This window comes from Acidovorax sp. LjRoot118 (assembly GCF_964253575.1).
Lineage (GTDB): Bacteria > Pseudomonadota > Gammaproteobacteria > Burkholderiales > Burkholderiaceae_C > Acidovorax.
In genome coordinates this window covers 2,836,499-2,854,726 of the sequence record NZ_CAXURB020000001.1, presented here as the reverse complement: position 1 = coordinate 2,854,726, position 18,228 = coordinate 2,836,499, and the positions used below count along the sequence as shown (strand labels likewise).

Annotated in this window: 21 protein-coding genes; 13 read left to right on the top strand and 8 right to left on the bottom strand. The window is 66.7% G+C overall.

All coding sequences use genetic code 11. From position 1 onward, the window contains the following. Window positions 1–12: 12 nt before the first annotated feature. On the bottom strand, window positions 13–1,299 hold the full coding sequence (locus ACSQ9E_RS13385) for an arsenic transporter (protein ID WP_436218061.1): 1,287 nt from the start codon (window positions 1,297–1,299) through the stop codon (window positions 13–15). Between the two features lie 102 nt (window positions 1,300–1,401). On the opposite strand from ACSQ9E_RS13385, the gene arsC reads away from it, so the two are divergent. The 13 genes from arsC (at window position 1,402) to ACSQ9E_RS13320 (ending at window position 12,737) form a co-directional block, all read left to right on the top strand. Beyond that, the gene (arsC, locus tag ACSQ9E_RS13380; protein ID WP_436218060.1) at window positions 1,402–1,833 is read left to right on the top strand and encodes an arsenate reductase (glutaredoxin); all 432 of its coding nucleotides are present in this window, start codon (window positions 1,402–1,404) and stop codon (window positions 1,831–1,833) included. A gap of 47 nt (window positions 1,834–1,880) precedes the next feature. After that, window positions 1,881–2,258, top strand: coding sequence for an ArsR/SmtB family transcription factor (locus ACSQ9E_RS13375; RefSeq protein WP_436218059.1), 378 nt, complete (start codon window positions 1,881–1,883; stop codon window positions 2,256–2,258). A gap of 109 nt (window positions 2,259–2,367) precedes the next feature. Further along, window positions 2,368–2,862, top strand: coding sequence for an arsenate reductase ArsC (locus ACSQ9E_RS13370; protein ID WP_436218058.1), 495 nt, complete (start codon window positions 2,368–2,370; stop codon window positions 2,860–2,862). 41 nt (window positions 2,863–2,903) lie between these two features. Then, window positions 2,904–3,398: an arsenate reductase ArsC gene (locus tag ACSQ9E_RS13365; protein WP_436218057.1), complete on the top strand. Its 495-nt coding sequence runs from the start codon at window positions 2,904–2,906 to the stop codon at window positions 3,396–3,398. A gap of 32 nt (window positions 3,399–3,430) precedes the next feature. Next, window positions 3,431–4,144, top strand: coding sequence for an arsenical resistance protein ArsH (arsH, locus tag ACSQ9E_RS13360; protein ID WP_436218056.1), 714 nt, complete (start codon window positions 3,431–3,433; stop codon window positions 4,142–4,144). A gap of 100 nt (window positions 4,145–4,244) precedes the next feature. After that, window positions 4,245–4,766 (top strand): MarR family winged helix-turn-helix transcriptional regulator, encoded by a 522-nt coding sequence (locus ACSQ9E_RS13355; protein WP_436218055.1) that lies wholly within the window; start codon window positions 4,245–4,247, stop codon window positions 4,764–4,766. Between the two features lie 3 nt (window positions 4,767–4,769). After that, window positions 4,770–5,330, top strand: a complete 561-nt coding sequence (locus ACSQ9E_RS13350) for an arsinothricin resistance N-acetyltransferase ArsN1 family B (protein ID WP_436218054.1) — start codon at window positions 4,770–4,772, stop codon at window positions 5,328–5,330. Between the two features lie 17 nt (window positions 5,331–5,347). After that, the gene (locus tag ACSQ9E_RS13345) at window positions 5,348–6,238 is read left to right on the top strand and encodes a sterol desaturase family protein (protein WP_436218053.1); all 891 of its coding nucleotides are present in this window, start codon (window positions 5,348–5,350) and stop codon (window positions 6,236–6,238) included. 305 nt (window positions 6,239–6,543) lie between these two features. Further along, complete coding sequence (arsA, locus tag ACSQ9E_RS13340) at window positions 6,544–8,550, top strand: arsenical pump-driving ATPase (RefSeq protein WP_436218052.1); 2,007 nt, start codon at window positions 6,544–6,546, stop codon at window positions 8,548–8,550. Between the two features lie 55 nt (window positions 8,551–8,605). Beyond that, on the top strand, window positions 8,606–8,926 hold the full coding sequence (locus ACSQ9E_RS13335) for an ArsR/SmtB family transcription factor (RefSeq protein WP_322593679.1): 321 nt from the start codon (window positions 8,606–8,608) through the stop codon (window positions 8,924–8,926). Between the two features lie 66 nt (window positions 8,927–8,992). Beyond that, window positions 8,993–10,459, top strand: a complete 1,467-nt coding sequence (locus ACSQ9E_RS13330) for an NAD(P)-binding domain-containing protein (RefSeq protein WP_436218051.1) — start codon at window positions 8,993–8,995, stop codon at window positions 10,457–10,459. Between the two features lie 38 nt (window positions 10,460–10,497). Then, window positions 10,498–11,700, top strand: coding sequence for an MFS transporter (locus tag ACSQ9E_RS13325; protein ID WP_436218050.1), 1,203 nt, complete (start codon window positions 10,498–10,500; stop codon window positions 11,698–11,700). 65 nt (window positions 11,701–11,765) lie between these two features. Then, complete coding sequence (locus tag ACSQ9E_RS13320; protein WP_436218049.1) at window positions 11,766–12,737, top strand: succinylglutamate desuccinylase; 972 nt, start codon at window positions 11,766–11,768, stop codon at window positions 12,735–12,737. Window positions 12,738–12,814: 77 nt separating this feature from the next. Here the strand turns inward: ACSQ9E_RS13320 and ACSQ9E_RS13315 are convergent, their stop codons facing one another. The 7 genes from ACSQ9E_RS13315 to ACSQ9E_RS13285 all read right to left on the bottom strand — a co-directional run bounded on the left by ACSQ9E_RS13315 (window position 12,815) and on the right by ACSQ9E_RS13285 (window position 18,225). Beyond that, window positions 12,815–13,357 (bottom strand): hypothetical protein, encoded by a 543-nt coding sequence (locus ACSQ9E_RS13315; RefSeq protein ID WP_436218048.1) that lies wholly within the window; start codon window positions 13,355–13,357, stop codon window positions 12,815–12,817. 2 nt (window positions 13,358–13,359) lie between these two features. Then, window positions 13,360–13,584, bottom strand: coding sequence for a hypothetical protein (locus ACSQ9E_RS13310; RefSeq protein ID WP_436218047.1), 225 nt, complete (start codon window positions 13,582–13,584; stop codon window positions 13,360–13,362). A gap of 19 nt (window positions 13,585–13,603) precedes the next feature. Beyond that, complete coding sequence (locus tag ACSQ9E_RS13305) at window positions 13,604–14,029, bottom strand: VOC family protein (protein WP_436218046.1); 426 nt, start codon at window positions 14,027–14,029, stop codon at window positions 13,604–13,606. 81 nt (window positions 14,030–14,110) lie between these two features. Next, entirely contained in the window at window positions 14,111–14,482 is a 372-nt protein-coding gene (locus tag ACSQ9E_RS13300) for a hypothetical protein (RefSeq protein WP_436218045.1), read from the bottom strand. A gap of 289 nt (window positions 14,483–14,771) precedes the next feature. Next, window positions 14,772–14,954: a hypothetical protein gene (locus tag ACSQ9E_RS13295; protein ID WP_057269412.1), complete on the bottom strand. Its 183-nt coding sequence runs from the start codon at window positions 14,952–14,954 to the stop codon at window positions 14,772–14,774. A 635-nt stretch (window positions 14,955–15,589) separates the two neighbouring features. After that, window positions 15,590–15,832, bottom strand: a complete 243-nt coding sequence (gene hemP, locus ACSQ9E_RS13290; protein WP_082608296.1) for a hemin uptake protein HemP — start codon at window positions 15,830–15,832, stop codon at window positions 15,590–15,592. Between the two features lie 170 nt (window positions 15,833–16,002). Continuing rightward, window positions 16,003–18,225, bottom strand: coding sequence for a putative bifunctional diguanylate cyclase/phosphodiesterase (locus ACSQ9E_RS13285; protein WP_436218044.1), 2,223 nt, complete (start codon window positions 18,223–18,225; stop codon window positions 16,003–16,005). Window positions 18,226–18,228 lie beyond the last annotated feature (3 nt).

Sequence of the window (18,228 nt, the reverse complement as noted above, 5' to 3'; positions counted from 1 at the left end):
CTCTTTTGGGGCCTACCTGAGCGAAAGCCGCAGCGCCAGCGCCGCCAGGGTGACCAGCAGCACGGGCAGGGTGATGACCGCCCCCACGCGAAAGTAATAGCCCCAGCCGATGCGGATGCCCTTGCGCTGCAGCACATGCAGCCACAGCAGGGTGGCCAGCGAGCCAATGGGTGTGATCTTGGGGCCCAGGTCGCTGCCGATGACATTGGCGTAAATCATGGCCTCCTTGACCACGCCGGTGGCGGCGGATGCGTCGATGGACAGGGCGCCCACCAGCACCGTGGGCATGTTGTTCATCAGGGATGACAGAACCGCCGTCAGCACACCGGTCCCCATGGCCGCACCCCAGATGCCGTAGCCGGCAAAGGCGTTGAGCCACTGGCTGATGTACGCAGTCAGCCCCTGGTTGCGCAGCCCGTAGACCACCAGGTACATGCCCAGCGAGAAGACGACGATCTGCCAGGGCGCCTCGCGCAGCACCTTCTTTGTGCTGATCACGTGGCCCCGGCCCGCCACGGCCAGCAGCAGCACGGCACCTGCGGCTGCGGTGGCGCTGACCGGCACGCCCAGCGGCTCCAGCCCGAAAAAGCCGACCAGCAGCAGCACCAGGACAACCCACCCCGTCTTGAAGGTGGCCGGGTCGCGGATGGCAGCGGCCGGCAGCTTGAGCTGGTCCTGGTTGTAGGTTGCCGGAATCTCCCGGCGAAAGTACAGCAGCAAGATGGCCAGCGAGGCCGCGACCGAGGCGATGTTCACCGGCACCATGACCGAGGCGTATTCATTGAACCCGATGCCAAAGAAGTCGGCCGAGACGATGTTCACCAGGTTGGACACCACCAGCGGCAGGCTGGCCGCATCGGCAATGAAGCCCGCCGCCATCACGAAGGCCAGGGTGGCACCGGGGCTGAAACCCAGGGCCACCAGCATGGCAATCACGATGGGGGTGAGGATCAGTGCCGCGCCGTCGTTGGCGAACACCGCCGCAACCGCCGCGCCCAGCAGCACGATGAGCGCGAACAGCATGCGGCCGCTGCCGCGCCCCCAGCGCGCCACATGCAGGGCCGCCCACTCGAAGAAGCCCGCCTCGTCGAGCAGCAGGCTGACGATGATGATGGCGATGAAGGCGGCCGTGGCGTTCCACACGATCTGCCAGACCACCGCGATGTCGGACACCTGCACGACTCCGGTGAGCAGCGCCACGGCGGCACCGGCGCTGGCGCTCCAGCCAATGCCCAGCCCGCGCGGCTGCCAGATGACCAGCGCGATGGTGGCGACAAATATCGACAGAGCCAGGAGCATCTGTTTTCTCTTTTCAAAAAGGGGGAGGGGGCGCAAGCATCTGCGGGTGCGGCGAGTTTGCGGTTGCTTGAATATTTCAATAATAGTTGTATTATTGATGCCATGCAAGCCTCCACCGACCACACCATCTTCCACAACCCGGACTGTGCGACGTCCCGCAATGTGCTGGCCATGATCCGCCACGCCGGCATCGAGCCCACCGTCGTCGAATACCTCAAGACGCCACCCAGCCGCGAAAAGCTCACCGAACTGATCGCCGCCATGGGCATCCCCGTGCGCGCGCTGCTGCGGCAAAAGGGCACCCCGCATGACGAGCTGGGCCTGCAAGACCCCGCGCTGTCCGATGAGCAGCTGCTCGACGCCATGCTCACCCACCCGATCCTCATCAACCGGCCCATCGTCGCCACGCCCGCCGGCACCCGCCTGTGCCGCCCCTCCGAGGCGGTGCTGGACCTGCTGCCCGCGCTGCCCGGCCCGTTCGCCAAGGAAGATGGCGAGCTGGTCATCGACGCGCAGGGCCGCAGGGTCGCTTGATTCCCTGGGCCTGTGCCGCCATCCAACCGCTCTTGTATAGTCAGTCCGTGCAAAAAACCGCCGCCACCGCCGTCTTCGAATCGCTGTCCTCCCCGGTGCGGCTCGACGTGTTCCGCCTGCTCGTGCGGCAGGGGCCCGGCGGCATGGTGGCCGGTGAGATCTCGGCGGCGCTGGACGTGCCGCGCACCAATCTGTCCTTTCACCTCAAGGGCATGACGCACGCCTCGCTGCTCACCGTGGAGCAGGAGGGCCGCTACCAGCGCTACCGGGCCAACCTGGCGCTGATGGTGGATCTGATCGGCTATCTGACCGAAGAGTGCTGCGCGGGCAATCCGGGCCTGTGTGCCGAATTGCCCGTCAAGGCTGGCTGCGCGCCAGCTTCGGTCGTTGGCAAGAAGCGCCCCAAGGCCACTGCTGCGGCCTGATAGGCCGATCCATTGTCTGTCGTTTCATGGTCATTATTTCAATATTTAATGAAATGTTGAAATTAAACGTTCAACCCGCCGCCGTCGCCACTTCCTGGAGTCTTTCCCCATGACTGAAAAAACCTACAACGTGCTCTTCATCTGCACGCAGAACTCTGCCCGTTCCATCCTGGCCGAGGCCTTGCTCAACCATTTCGGAGGAGGGCGCTTTCGGGGGCACTCGGCCGGCAGCTTTCCCAGCGGCACCGTCAACCCGCTGGCCCTGGCCACGCTGGAGCGGCTGCATGTGCCGTCCACAGGCGCGCGCAGCAAGAACTGGGACGAGTTTGCCCAGGCCGGCGCGCCCGAGATGGACTTCGTGTTCACCGTCTGCGACAACGCCGCCGGCGAGGTCTGCCCCGTCTGGCCGGGCCAGCCGATGAGCGCACACTGGGGCGTGCCCGACCCCTCGGCCGCCGAGGGCACGCCCGAAGCGGTAGACAAGGCGTTTCGCGACACGGCGCTGATCCTCAAGCGGCGCATCGAGCTGCTGCTGGCGCTGCCCCTGGATAAGCTCGACTCCCTGGTGATCAAGCGCCAGGTGCAGGACATCGGGCGGGCGTGAACCCCACCGGTCCACCTCCTTGTTCATTCCTTTTCACGACCATGACCACCCACATCCTCATCCTGTGCACGCACAACTCGGCACGCAGCGTGCTGGCCGAAGGCATGCTCAACCAATTGGCCAAGGTCCGCGGCCTGGACGTGCAGGCCCACAGCGCCGGCAGCGCACCCAGCGGCCGCATCAACCCCTTGGCACTCGAAGCGCTGGCCAGCGCGGGCGTCAAGACGGACGCCTTTCGCAGCAAGAGCTGGGACGAGTTCACCGCTGCCGATGCACCGGTGATGCGCATCGTCATCACCGTCTGCGACAGCGCGGCCAGCGAGGTCTGCCCGTACTGGCCGGGCACCCCCATCCAGATGCACTGGGGCTACCCCGATCCCTCCAATGCCCAGGGCGGCGACGAGGCCAAACGCCAGACCTTCGAGATCACCCGCCAGGCCATCGGCTACCGCATGCTGCAATTGCTGGAGCTGCCCCTGGCCGACCTGAGCGACGCCGACCTGCAGGCCCAGCTGAACAGAATCGCACACAGCTGAGCAACCACCATTACCGCACCACAGCCTGCCCCATGCTTTCTGACCTGCCCCACATCGACGCCCAACTGCTGCAGATGCCCGACACCGCGCGCCTGTCTGCTGCGCTGGCGTCCACCCATCCCGCGCGCATCCTCATGCTCTACGGCTCCCTGCGCGAGCGCTCGTTCAGCCGCCTGGCCACCGAGGAGGGCGCACACATCCTCACGGCGCTGGGGGCCGAGGTGAAGATCTTCAACCCCGAGGGCCTGCCGCTGGCCGATGGCGCGCCGGACTCGCACCCCAAGGTCGCCGAGTTGCGCGCGCTGGCCGCCTGGTCCGAGGGCATGGTCTGGTGCTCGCCCGAACGCCACGGCGCCATGACCGGCATCCTCAAGACCCAGATCGACTGGATCCCGCTGGCCCAGGGGGCCGTGCGCCCCACGCAGGGCAAGACCCTGGCGGTGATGCAGGTGTGCGGCGGCTCGCAGTCGTTCAACGCGGTCAACCAGATGCGAGTGCTCGGCCGCTGGATGCGCATGCTCACCATCCCCAACCAGTCCTCGGTGGCCAAGGCCTTCCAGGAGTTTGGCGACGACAACCGCATGAAGCCCTCGGCCTACTACGACCGCATCGTGGACGTGATGGAAGAACTCATGAAGTTCACCCTGCTCACGCGCGATGTGTCGCCGTACCTGGTAGACCGCTACAGCGAGCGCAAGGAGTCGGGCGAGGCGCTGATGCGCCGGGTCAACCAGGCGTCCATCTGACGGCCCACCCCGCGAGGGGCTGGCTGCTCCATGTAGTTGCTATTGACAACGAAATGAACATCTCCTAATCTGCAGCCATTTAGTTGCTAGACACACTCAAATGACAGCCGCAAATTCAGGAAGCCTGCTGCGCGAAGTCGCCCGCATGTACACGCGGGCCCAGCGCGTGGTGGCCGAATGCAGCAGCACCACCAACACCCAGTGCCATCTGCTGACCGAGTTGGGGCGCTCGGGCCCGTTGCCGTTGTCCGAACTCGGCGCCCGGGTCAGCCTGGAAAAGAGCTGGGTCTCGCGCGCGGTGGAGGCCATGGCCGCGCGCGGCCTGGTGACCAAGGAGCCCAACCCGGCGGATGCCCGCAGCTGGCTGGTCACGCTCACCGCCGAGGGGGAGGGCAGGGTCCGCGAACTGAACAGCACCCTGGACGCCCACGCGGCGCAGTTGCTCGGGTGCCTGAGCGAGCGCGACCGCGCCGCCGTCGAGAAGTCGCTGCAGTTGCTCATGAAGGCGCTGCGGCAAGACCAGGCCGTGCCTTGCTGCACCTTGCCGCGCCCGCCCAAGGACGCGGACCTTGCTGCTGAACAGCGCCGTGCTCTTTCTTCACCCCGTACCACCAGACGCTGACCCATGACCATCCGCATCGCCACCCCCGCCGACGCTGAAGCCATTGCCGCAATCTACGCGCCCATCGTGCAGCACACCAGCATCTCGTTCGAGCTGGAGGTGCCCACCGTGGAGCAGATGCGCGAGCGCATGGCCCAGACCCTGCAGACCTTGCCCTGGCTGGTCAGCGAAGACACGCAGGGCCGGGTCAACGGCTACGTGTATGCCAGCAAGCACCGCGAGCGCCCGGCCTACCAGTGGTCTGTGGACACCACGGCCTACATCCGCGAGGACGCGCGGGGACAGGGCACCGGCAAGCGGCTGTATGGCGAGCTCAAGCGCATCCTCGTCGGGCTCGGCTACTGCCAGGCATTCGCCGGCATTGCCCTGCCCAACCAGGCCAGCGTGGCGCTGCACGAGTCCGTGGGCTTCGAGGCGCTGGGCGTGTACCGCCAGGTCGGCTTCAAGCACGGGCAGTGGCACGACGTGGGCTGGTGGCAGTGCAGCCTGCAGTCGCCGGCGCAGCCCGCCGTCCCGCAGAAGTTCGATGCCCTGGCGTACCACACCGACGCGTTCCAGGCCTGACCACGAAAAGACCGACCATGCCCGTCTTCTTGTCCCGCCATCTCCTGGTTCTGGTCGCTGTGGCCAGTCTCGGTGCGTTCGCCGCCGTCCGGGCTGCCGGGGGCCCGCTGGAGCCGGTGGTGCTGCTCGCCTCGGTTTTGACGCTGCTGCTGGCCAGCGTGCTGGAGCGCTATTTCCCCTACCGGACCCGCTGGAACCAGCCGAACGGAGACCGCGCCACCGACTGGGCCAGCGCAGCCACCCTGGTCGCCGTGGTGGAGCCGCTGCTCAAGCTGCTGGGCACGCTGGCGCTGCTCGCGGTCTACGGGCACGGCGGGCCCGGCAATACAGGCAGCTCGGCGTGGTTGCAAAGCCTGCCCTTTGCACTACAGGTCCTTCTGGCAGCGCTCTTCATCGAGTTCGGCAAGTACTGGGCGCACCGGCTGCACCACAGGCTGGCGCCGCTGTGGTGGCTGCATGCCATGCACCACGGCAGCGAGCGCCTGTACGCGCTCAACAACCTGCGTTTCCATCCGCTCAACCACGCCCTCAACTTCGCCCTGTCGATGCTGCCGGCCCTGCTGCTGGGCTTCCCGGCCGAGGCGATCCTGTGCTACCTCGCCATTTCGCAACCAGTCCTCATGCTCCAGCATGCCAACCTCGGTCTGCGCAGCGGCTGGGCCAACTACGTGTTCAGTACCAACGAGTTGCACCGCTGGCACCACTCCACCGAAAGCAGCGAGGGTGACTCCAACTTCGGCAGCGCCTTCGTGCTGTGGGACCAGGTCTTCGGCACCTTTCGCTACACGCCCGCAGGCAACGACCCGGCGCGGGTAGGCCTGTTTGCGGCCAGCGCGCGCTATCCGGCGAGTGCGGGCTACTGGGTCCAGTTGAAATCGATGTTCCTGCCGGGGTGCTGCAGGGCGTGAAGACGGTCTCCCTGACCGCCTTGTGCCCCTCGCAGCGCGGATCACGCTCTGCACATGGCGGTCCAGGTGGTCTCAAGTCCGGTTGCCTGGTGCACCCAGGCCACCTCGGTTCGTTGGCGCACAGAGGCAAGGCACCCATGGGCCTATCCTCCCTTCCAGGCGTTCACACGGGAGTTGACCCAGATCAGCCCCCTTGCCTAGCGGGCGGAGCCCAATGGCGGTGCCATGTCGCCCCGTAGATGCTTGGCCGCCACTGCCCACGCGCTCCCATCCCTTTATCAGCACACTCCACCAAGGCCGCACCCATGCAAATCAAAGTTCTGGGACCGGGCTGCAGCAAATGCCACAGCACGGTCGGCACCATTGAGCGGGCCGCACGGGATGCGGGGGTCGAGGTGGAGATCCTTCAGATCGAGGACATGGCAGAAATCCGGCGCGCCGGTGTCATGGCCACCCCCGCTGTCATGATCGACGGCCGGGTGGTGCACAGCGGCGGGGTTCCATCGCACCAGCAGGTGCAGGCATGGCTCAAGCCAATGGGGTTCCTCCGCCAGCCCACACGCCATTTGTTCTTTACCGGCAAGGGTGGGGTTGGAAAGACATCGCTGTCCACGGCCGCTGCGCTGGCGCTGGCCGATGGCGGTAAGAAGGTGTTGCTGGTCAGCACCGATGCCGCGTCGAACCTGGACGAAATGCTCGGCATCGCGCTGCGCAACATCCCCACGCCGGTGCCCGGCGCGCCGGGGTTGTCGGTGCTGAACATCGACCCCGACACGGCGGCAGAGTCCTACCGCCAGCGCGTGCTGGTGCAGATGGGCACTGGCGCCAGCGATGCCGAGCGCGCGACGGTGCGCGAGCAGCTGTCGGGCGCCTGCACCACCGAGATCGCTTCGTTCGACGAGTTCGCCTCCCTGCTGTCGGGCGAGGGCGGGGCGTTCGAGCACATCGTCTTCGACACCGCACCGACGGGGCACACCCTGCGGCTTCTGAGCCTGCCCAAGGCATGGAGTGGCTTTCTGGACGGCAATGACCGCGGGGCCTCGTGCCTGGGCCCGCACTCGGGCCTGAAGATGCAGGAGGCCCGCTTCAAGGCGGCCCTCGACGCCCTGAGCGACCCCGCCAGGACCACGGTGGTTCTGGTGGCCCGGCCGGACAAGGGCGCCATCGCCGAGGCGGCGCGCACCTGCGAGGAACTGCATGCGCTGGGGCTGAACAACCAGCGGCTCGTGGTCAACGGCGTGTTCCACGCCAGCGAGCGCACGGACGGGGTGGCCGCCGCCATCGAGAGCCTGGGGCAGCAGGCCCTGGCCGAAATGCCCGACGCCCTGCGCGCCTTGCCCCAGGATCAGGTGCCGCTGCGCAGCTTCGACACGGTCGGCCTTCCCGCCTTGCGGACGCTGCTGTCTACGGAAGTGCACCACGCTGCGCCCCGCCCGGCGCCGGCCATCGAGCGCACCGCCCCCCTGCCGGGTCTATCCGCCCTGGCCGATGAACTGGCCGCTGCCGGCCACGGACTGATCATGGTGATGGGCAAGGGCGGCGTGGGCAAGACGACCGTGGCCGCCGCCCTGGCGCTGGGGCTGGTGCAGCGCGGCAAGACGGTGCACCTGAGCACCACCGATCCGGCCGCCCACCTGCAGGGCACGCTCGATGGCCAGGTGCCGGGCCTGCGCGTCGACCGGATCGACCCCAAGGTCGAAACGCAGCGCTACGTGGACAAGATCATGGCCGCCAAATCACCGGGCCTGGACGCCCAGGAACAGGCGCTGCTGCTGGAAGACCTGCGCTCGCCGTGCACCGAAGAGGTCGCTGTCTTCCACGCCTTCTCGCGCATCGTCAGCGAGGCGCGCAGCGCCTTCGTCGTGCTGGACACCGCGCCCACCGGGCATTCCCTGCTGCTGATGGATGCCACGGGCGCCTACCACCGCCAGATGGTGCGCGAGTTCGAAGGGCATGGCGCGGGCCGGCTCGTCACGCCCTTGATGCGGCTGCAGGACGCGGCATACACCAGGATCATCCTGGTGGCCCTGCCCGAGGTCACGCCGGTGTCGCAGGCCGCAGCGCTGCAGGAGGACCTTCGGCGCGCCGACATCGAGCCCTATGCATGGGTGCTCAACAAGAGCGTTTTGGCGGCGGGCACGCGCGACCCTCTGCTCGCGGCCCGCCTCGACGGCGAGCGCAGGCAGATGGCGCGCATGGCCGACGGCCTTGCCCAGCGCACCTTCACCATTCCCTGGCTGACCCGTGCGCCGGTGGGCATTGCCGAACTGTCCAGACTGGTCATTTCGGCTTTGCCTGGTCAGCACCCTTGACATGGTTGATCCAAAGATCGATCATTCGTAAAAATACGAATGAAGAGAGCCGCCCATGTCCTGCTGCCCTGGTGAAGAAGAAGTGGACGTCCTGGTCCTGCTCGATGATGACCGCACGGCCGAGCTGGCCATGCTGCTGAAGGCGCTGGCCCACCCGGCCCGCATCCAGCTGCTGCGCCACCTGTCGAGCTATGGCCAGTGCTACTTCGGCAGCCTGGCCGATGTGGTGGGCTTGGCGCCGTCCACCACTTCACAGCACGTGAAGGTGCTCAAGGAGGCGGGGTTGATCCTGGGCTCCGCCGAGGAACAGCGCACCTGCTACTGCATCAACCCTGCGCGGCTCGCCGAGCTCAAGCAGTTGGTCCAGTCCCTGTGAAGAGGCAAAGGCCTCTTCTTTTTGTCATGAATGTTCGTTAATCTACGAAATACGAAGGATATCCCCATGGCTGATTACACATCCCCCATTTCATTTACGGTGGCCGTGATCGGTGCCGGCCCCATCGGACTGGCGGCCACCGCCCACCTGGTCGGACGCGGTATCGCGGTGGAGGTCTTCGAAGCCGGCCAAGGTGTTGCCGCCCATCTGCAGTCGTATGGCCATGTGCGCCTGTTTTCGCCCTGGCGCTACAACGTGGACACGGCGGCGCGTGCGCTGCTGCAACCCGGCGGGTGGTCCATGCCTGACCCCGAGGGCCTGCCTACCGCTGGCGAGCTGGTTGAGCGCTACCTGCGCCCGCTGGCAGCGCATGGCGCGCTGGCACCCCACATCCATTTCGGCCACCAGGTGCTGGGCATTTCGCGCGCTGGTTTCGACAAGGTCAAGACAGCCGGACGGGAGCATGCGGACTTCGTGCTGGTGGTCGAGACCACAGAAGGGGTGAAAGAGATCCGGGCCCATGCCGTGATCGACGCGTCGGGCACCTGGGGTCAGCCCAATCCCATGGGCATCCATGGCTTTCCCGCGCTGGGCGAGCGTGCGGCGCGGGAGCACATTGCCTATGGCATGCCGGACATCCTCGGGGCTGCCCGTGGCCGGTATGCGGGCCGCTCGGTGATGGTGGTGGGCGCGGGCCATTCCGCTGCCGGCAACCTGCTGGCGCTGGCAGCACTGGCCGATGAAGGACCGGGAACTCGCGTGCACTGGGCGGTGCGGGGCAAGGACCTGCGCAAGATCTTCGGCGGGGGCAGTGCCGATGGCCTGCCGGCCCGCGGCGCCCTGGGCACACGGCTGCGCGACCTCGTCGGGCAGCAGCGCATCGTCCTGCACCCGGGCTTTGGCGTGCAGTCCGTGGAGCGGGCCGGTGGCCTCATGACCGTGCGCGCCATCGACCCACTCCTGGCCCCCGTGGAGGGCATCGACGAGATCATCGTGGCAGCGGGCTCGCGCCCCGATCTGTCGCTGGCGCGCGAACTGCGCACGCGCCTGGATCCCTGGATCGAAAGCACCGAGGCCCTGGCCGACCTGATCGATCCCAATCTGCACAACTGTGGCACCGTGAGGCCCCACGGCCACAAGGAACTGGCCCACCCGGAGCCCGGCTTCTATGCCATTGGCGCCAAGAGCTACGGGCGTGCGCCCAACTTCCTGATGGCCACGGGCTATGAGCAGGCGCGTTCGGTGGTGGCGGCCATTGCCGGCGACTGGGTGGCGGCAAACCAGGTACAGCTTGACCTGCCGCAGACGGGCGTGTGCTCGGTGGACCTTTCCGAGCCGCCAACGGGGCAGACCACCGCTGCTGCGGGTTGCTGTGGTGGCCCGGCGGTGCAAGACACGTCGGCCTGCTGCGCGCTGGACGAGACAGAGAAGGTCAAGGGCAGCGGGGGATGTACTCCGGCTGCCGCTCCCACGGCATCCAAGGCGGCATCCTCGAAACAGGTGGTGACGGCCAAAACGTCATGCTGCGGCTGATGCCCGCCGTCCCCATGGATTTGCCGAGAGGATTCCCCTTGCCACGCCTGACATCAGCAACCACAGTCGCCAGCCTGGGCACGGCCCAGACCCTGGCCTGGGCATCGACCTACTACCTGCCGGCCATCCTGGCCGCGCCCATGGCACGCGAGCTCGGTGTGTCGGTGGCCATGGTGTTCACTGCGTTCTCGTGCGCGCTGGTGGTCTCCGCACTGCTGGGGCCCTATGCCGGCCGCAGCATCGACCGCTGGGGCGGTCGGCCGGTGCTGATGGCGACCAGCGTGGTCTTTGCGCTGGGCCTGGCCGCGCTGGCGATGGCCCAGGGCCCGTGGGGTCTGTTTGCCGCCTGGGTGCTCATCGGCGCCGGCATGGGCAGTGGGCTGTATGAGGCGGCCTTTGCCGCGCTGGTGCACCTGCATGGCAAGAGCGCGCGCAACTCGATCACGGGCATCACCCTGATCGCCGGCTTTGCCAGCACGGTGGGCTGGCCGCTGTCGATGTGGATGGAGTCGCAATGGGGCTGGCGCGGCGCCTGCTGGACCTGGGCCGCGCTGCACCTGGTGGTGGGGCTGCCGCTCAACGCCTGGACGCCACGCCGACCGCAGGCCGAAGCGGTGGCCGCGAACACCGCAACACCGCAGGGCGTGCAAGCGCTGGCTGCAGATCCTGAACCTGCTCATGCGCGCCGGGCCACCCTGCTGCTGGCCTTTGTGTTTGCGGCCACGTGGTTCACCAGCACCGCCATGGCGGCGCACCTGCCGCGCCTGCTGCAGGAGGGCGGCGCCACGCTGGCCACTGCCGTGGCCGTGGGCGCCTTGGTCGGGCCGGCCCAGGTGGCGGGGCGCCTGCTGGAGTTCGGCTTTCTGCGCCATGTGCACCCGCTGCTGTCGGCACGCCTGGCGGCGCTGATGCACCCGCTGGGCGCCGGGCTGCTGGCCGTGGCTGGTGCGCCGCTGGCGGCCGTGTTCGCGCTGCTGCACGGTGCGGGCAACGGCATCTTGACCATTGCCAAGGGCACGCTGCCGCTGGTGCTGTTTGGGCCCGCAGGCTACGGGCATCGGCAGGGCTTGCTCATGGTGCCGGCGCGCATTGCGCAGGCGGCGTCTCCATGGCTGTTTGGGCTGTGCCTGGACCGCCTGGGTGCGGGGGCGCTGTGGGTTTCTGCAGGCCTGGGGGCTGCGGCGTTTCTGGCACTGCTGGCGCTTGCTTCACCAGTTTGGAAAGGCCCCTGCAGGGTTTGACAAAGTTCCAGTCGTGGCGTGACATTTGCATCTATCCCGTTTTGCTCGCCACGCTGCCAACTCCCATGACCTCTTCGACTCGCCCGTCATTTCTTCATGTTCACCAATTCATGGCCCTGAAGCCAGGGCCGCGAGTCGTGGTCCTTGGTGCCGTGCACGGCAACGAGAGATGCGGTGCCCAGGCCATTGCGCAGGTCGTGGACGAACTGGCGGCTGGAGCCTTCGGCATCGAACGGGGTGTCCTCACGATGGTGCCGGTGACCAATCCCTACGCCTATCAGCAGCGCACCCGGCAAGGGGACCGCAATCTCAACCGCAATCTGCGCGTCAGCGCTGAGCCGACCGACTACGAGGACCAGATCGCGAATGTCCTGTGCCCCTTGCTGGACGCGCACGACGTGTTGCTCGACCTGCACTCGTTTCACACCCCGGGGCAGCCTTTCACCATGGTGGGCCCCACCAACAACACCGGTATCCTTGAGTCGTTCCAGCATTCAGCGCAGGAGGAGCGCCTGGTTGCGCACCTCGGGCCCCGGCGGGTGGTGGAAGGCTGGATGGATGTGTATGCCCGTGGCGTGCAGCGGCGACGGCAGGCCCAACAGTCTGCCAACGCCGCTCTTCTGGACACGGGGTATGGCATCGGCACATCCGAGTACATGCGCTCGCGGGGTGGCTACGGCGTGACGCTGGAATGCGGGCAGCATGACGATCCAGAGGCGGTCGGTGTCGCCTATCGCGCGATCCGGCAGACGCTCGCAGTGCTTGGGCTGACATCGCTTGCGCTCAAGCCGCCAGCTTCCGAGTTCCAGGTCCTGCGGTTGGAGGATGTGGTGGATCGCGAACATGGCGATGACCGCTTTGCCCAGCCGTGGAAAAGCTTCGATCCCGTGGTGGCCGGGCAACTCATCGGGCTGCGGCACGATGGCCGCGAAGTGAACGCTCCTGCCGATGGCTTTGTGGTCTTCCCGAACCCTGGGGCGCTGCCGGGCAACGAATGGTTCTACTTTGCGCAAAAGAGCGTTCGAACCATTGGCTGATCCTTGCCCAGGAGCACTGGAACCCGTTCTCCATTCCAACCGGGCATCGTCGCGCTGCCCAGAGTCCCCAACCCTCCTCAAAGCGCTTTCGCGGTGGCCAGGATCTCCGAGAGCCGCTCGCGCACTAGCAGAAACTCGTCGGCAAAGTGCAGCACCATCACCTCTGGTGCAATGCTGGCCAGGTCCACCGTGTTGGTTGCGGGGCCGAATCCGGCGTAGCACGGGCCATGTCGGGCGATGGTGAAGGCGTCGAGCGCCGACGACACCAGCGGGTACGCAGCGAGAACCTCCGGGTCCACGCCGAACCGGGCAGCCTGCTGCGCGACAGGAATGGCGGGGTCGAACTGCACAATGATGCGCTGTGCCGCCTCGAACAGGGTGACCAGGTGGGCCTTGCCCTCTGCCAACGCCTGCCTGTACCGGGGGTACATGAACTGGTCGTTCAAGGCGAATCCCTTGGCGATGTTCTCCAGCGTATTGGAGCGCCAGGGTCCGAACGACCACAGGCCGCTGGGGTAGCCGGGATCGCCCCGGCGCAGACCAAAGTCATCGCTCCACTGCCTCCAGACACCGCTGTTCTCGAACCGTGCGCCCGCGATCAGCGGGTGGTGAAGGCGCACGGTCAGGGGAGTTCCGTGAAGGTCAGCGCGTAGCTGAGGTAGTAGTCCTCCCTGACGCGCAGGAAGTTTTGCGAAACGAGGAGTCCGCTGGGATCCGGGCGCACGAATTCCATGAATCGACCCGACACTCCACGGTTCTTGCGGTAGCCCGGGTCGATTTGCTGAAGTATCGCCAGGCACTCCCTTGCCCAGGCAGACGGAGTTCGTTCAGGGTGATCGTTGTTCATGGGGGTTGCTGCGTTCGACCTACTTTCGACCGTGCGCATTTTGGGACTCTGTGCCCCACGTAGCGCACTGGATGACCAAGCGGTAGCCATCAGGGTCCTCGAAGGTGCGGCCCGATCGTGCCCAGTAGGGTTTGAAGGGCTGCACTTCGATGAAACCGGCAGCGCGCATGGCGTCGCAGCGCACCTGCCAGGCTTCGGGCTCCGGAACATAGAAAACCAGCAGGTCTTCAGGCGTCGGTGCCGGCACGACCGGGTGGCTTTTGCAGACAGTGAACTCCCAATGGAAGCCTGCGCCGGGGGTTCCGAGCATCGTTCCGTCAAAGCCGTCGTGGTCGATGAAGCTGCCCAATTGTTCGATTCCGAGGCCTTGCGTGTACTGGGCCACCGAGCGGGCCAGATCGCTCACTGGGCGCGCGATTCGAAGATGGGCGTGCATGCGGTTCATTGGCGATAAGCAGGCATGGCTATGGCATGCCAGGGGCCCCGGCGCTTCATCTTCGCGGGGCTGTGGGCGGACTGGCCAGGCTCAGCGCAGTCGCGCTTCAAGCTGCGTTTCGATGTGCTCGCGTTCTGTGTTGAACTGCAGGGCGGTGATTTCGCTGGACTCGTATTTGCGCGCGGTGGAGAGCAGCAGCACGGTGTTCTCCAGCCGCGTGTCCTGCTGCATGGAGGGGGGCAGGGCGGTCAGCCGGTCGAAGCTCTGCTTGTAGAACTCGCTCCACATCAGCGCGCCGGCCTGGGCTTGCGCCTTGGCCTTGTCGTGCCAGCGGGCAAATTCGTCGAGAGAGCCTTCGCGGGGGCTGGAGCAGCCGGCCAGCAGGGCCGACAGGGAGAGCACCAGGGTAGGGGCCAGAACGGCCGGGCTTTGGTGGCCAGGGGTCAGGAAACGTGGGTTCACGGTATTCCTCCTTCGGGGGTGCAGCGCCGGAAATTCCGGTGTGCACGCCAGATGGTACTCCCGTGCTCCTCTTTTTTCCAGCAGGCTCCGCGCGGGCGTTGCGTTGGCGCCCTATTTGGGGGGATTTGCATGTGCCCAGTGGGCTGCAGGGCCGGCGCGGCGCATCAATGGAGTTGCGGGAGTCAAAGGGGTGTGGCATGCCTGCGGCAAATGCGCAGGCAGAGGATCTGCGAATCGCCGGGATGACCGGGGCACCGGCAGGGCCCGTGCCCGCACGGTGCGCGCAAACTTACTCGGGAAACCCTTGCGTGAGGATCTGCTCCACCCCACCGGGCAGGCGGACCATGGAGTCCACCGACTGCACCGTGATGTCGGGCATCAGGACGGTTGCCGCCGCCAGGAAGGCCAGCACAACGGTCGCCACAAACGCGGCAACGGCACGCGCGCGGGGAGGCAGGTGATGGAACTTCATGGCACTACTCCTGGTGGGTAAAAACAATCCGGGGCAGGGGCCTCAATGACCCCCGAATCAGCCTCAATGGCCGATGGGTAGATTTCAGCAAAGTGTCCCAGTTCCGCGTGTAAGACAACAGCGATAAATGGGCTTGGTGACCGCTGTTACGGGTGGTTGCGTGTGAGCGCGCAGACCACCAGCGGGGCGCGACTACGAGGCGTGTTGTCACCCACCGTAAAAGACTGCAGCAGGCTATGCGCAGCTTGTGTTGCAGATGCTTGCAAATGGTGCACGGCCACGCCTCCACGGCGGTGCAAGGCAGCCCTGAATGGCCGCCGATGCCCCGCTATGTAACGCCATGCTTCATGCGAGCCTGAACGCGACGGCAAAGCGGCAAAAGGGAGAAACGAAAGCGCGCCACGCGCAGCGCGTGCAGGCACGCAGCGTGGCACCGGTGTTCGCCAGATAGGGGGTGGCGACGGCACCTTCTCTGGCCAGCGGACAGCTGGCACCGCTGCGGCCTGCCAGGTCAGCAGTGGATGCGGGGGGTGATGATGATCGCGGGGAAAAAAAGCATGGCTGCCGGGTTACGGGTGGCTAGCAAAAAAAGACCCTTCGAGACCGAGGTCCCGGGAGTCTCCCCACGATGAAACCTATTTCGTCAGAATCAGCTTTCCGAGCTTGGTGGTCTTGAGCTGGTAGACCGAACCGTTGTGCAGGATGTTCACGACCTTGGCCGTGCCCAGCATGGTGGCGCTGTTGATGCTGCGCAGAAAACCTGCGGCAGTGGACTCGGCCTGCGCCTGCGCCAGAGCATCATCGGCAACTGCCGACGCGCGTGGCGCCGCGGGGCGCTGCAGTCGAAGGACGGGGCGAGGCATGGCAAGTGTCGACATGGTGTGCAGGAATCGGTTGGTTGGTGGACTGGGTGCTGGTGCTGTCTCTGCGGTATGGGTGAAGTATAGAGCAACAAATGAGAATGTGTCTCATTAGCCTTTGAAACAATAGGTAATTCTGCGAAGGCGGCGCGGGGGGGGCGGTAGAGCGCGCGGATGCATTGAGTGGCTTACGCGGATGCCTTGCGCAACGCCTCCACACCATAGGCCTCGCTGAACTGCTGCGCGGACATGGGCCGCGCGAAGAGATACCCCTGGGCCTCGCCGCAGCGCTCGCTGCACAGGCGCTCGCGCTGGGCCTCGGTCTCCACGCCTTCGGCAATGGTCTTGAGGTCGAAGCTGCGCGCCATGTCCAGGATGGCGCGCACCACTGAGGCTTCGCGCCGCGAGCCCAGCATGCCCTGCACGAAGCTGCGGTCTATCTTGATGCGCGTGAGCGGGTAGCTGGTGAGCAGGCTCAGCGACGCATAGCCGGTGCCGAAGTCGTCGAAGGCGATGCCCACGCCCTGGTCGCGCAGGCGGCGCAGCATGCCGGGCACCACGTCGTCGTGGTCGAGCACGATGTTCTCGGTGATCTCCAGCTCCAGCGCATCGGGTGGCAGGCCATGGCGCGCCAGGGTGGCCATGACCTCGGTGGCCAGGTCGCCCACGCGGAACTGCACGCCAAACAGGTTCACGCCCATGCGCAGGGTGGGCGCGCCGTTGCGCCGCCAGTAGGCCGCCTGCGCGCAGGCCTCGTCCAGGATCCATGAGCCCACGCTGGCGGCAAGGGGGCCACCCTCCAGCGCGGGCAGAAAGGCGGCCGGCGCCAGCAGGCCACGCTGCGGGTGCTGCCAGCGAATCAGCGCTTCGGCACCCGAGAGCGAGCCATCTTCCAGGTGCACCTGGGGCTGGTAGAACAGCACCAGCTCGCCCTTGTCCACCGCGCGGTCGAGCTCCATGCCATACAGGCGCCGGGCCACCGCCGCCATGCGCAGGGCAGGCACAAAGACGGAGCTGCGCCCGCGCCCCTCGGTCTTGGCCTGCGACAAGGCCAGATCGGCATTGCCCACCAGCTCCAGCGCCTCGTGGGCCTGCAGGGGCGCGACGGAAACCCCGCAACTGGCGCCCACGCGCACCTCATGCCCGCCGATGGCAATGGGCTGGTGGATGGCGCTGACGGCACGCTGGGCAAACTGGTTGGCGGCATCGGCATCGCCCACGCCGGGCAACAGCAGGGCGAATTCGTCACCTCCCAGCCGCGCAGCGATGGGCCCCCGGCTCTGGTGGGCCTCGAACAGCGCGTGGCCTGCCAGCCGGGCCAGCCGCTGCGCCACCTCCCGCAGGATGCCATCGCCCACGGCGTGACCCAGCGTGTCGTTCACATCCCTGAAACCGTCAAGGTCCAGCATCAGCACGGCGGCAGCGGCATCCGGCAAAGGGCTGAGCAGAGCCTCCTGCACGCGGCGGTAAAAGCAGGCGCGGTTGGCCAGGCCGGTCAGCGGGTCGCTGCTGGCCTGGCGGCGCAGGTCGTCCTCTTCGCGCCGCTGCGCCGTGAGGTCCTTGAGCACCGCCTCGAAGCGCAGGCGCCCGTTGTGGCGCCAGATGAACAGCGAAATCCCCAGCATGAAATGCGTACCGTCCTTGCGCCGCCCGCACACTTCGGTGGGGATCTGCAGGTCCTGCATCGAGGCCGCCGCCACCGCGCGCGCAATCCCTTCGCGCAGGGTGGCATGCTCCTGCTCGGCCAGCAGCAGGTCCAGCGGCTGGCCCACGCATTCGGCAGGGTGGTAGCCGTGCAGCGCGGCGGCGGCGGTGTTGATCGCCACGACGCGCCGCTGCTCGTCGAACCAGACCACCGGCGTGGTGGAGTTGCCCGCGTACTCGTCGAACGAGGGCCGCGTGCGCTCGGACGAGGTCTCGATGCGGTGCAGCTCCAGCCGGTCAGAGGCCATGCGCGCCAGCTCGCGCAGGCGCTCCTGGTCTTCCGTGCTGAAGTCGTCGTGCGGGCGGTCATCGAGCACGCACAGCGCTCCCATGGCATGGCCCTCGGGCGAGAGCAGCGGCACGCCAGCATAAAAGCGCACGTTGGATGGCCCGGTGACCAGGGGGTTGTCGTGAAAGCGCTCGTCCTGCAGCGTGTCGGGCACCACCATCACCCCGCCTTGCGCAATGGCATGGGCGCAGAAGGAGACGTCGCGGCCCATGTCGAGTTCGCCGACGCCAACACTGGCAGCAAAAAACACGTGGTCGCTGCCGACCATGTTCACGGCCGACACGGGCATGCCGAACATGCGCGCTGCAATGCGCACCACCGGGTCCAGGCTGGGCAGCGCTTGCTCGCCTTCAAGGCCATGGTCTGCCAAGGCCTGCAGCCGCGCCTCCTCGCTCTGCAGGGTAGGGGGGCACTTCATGTG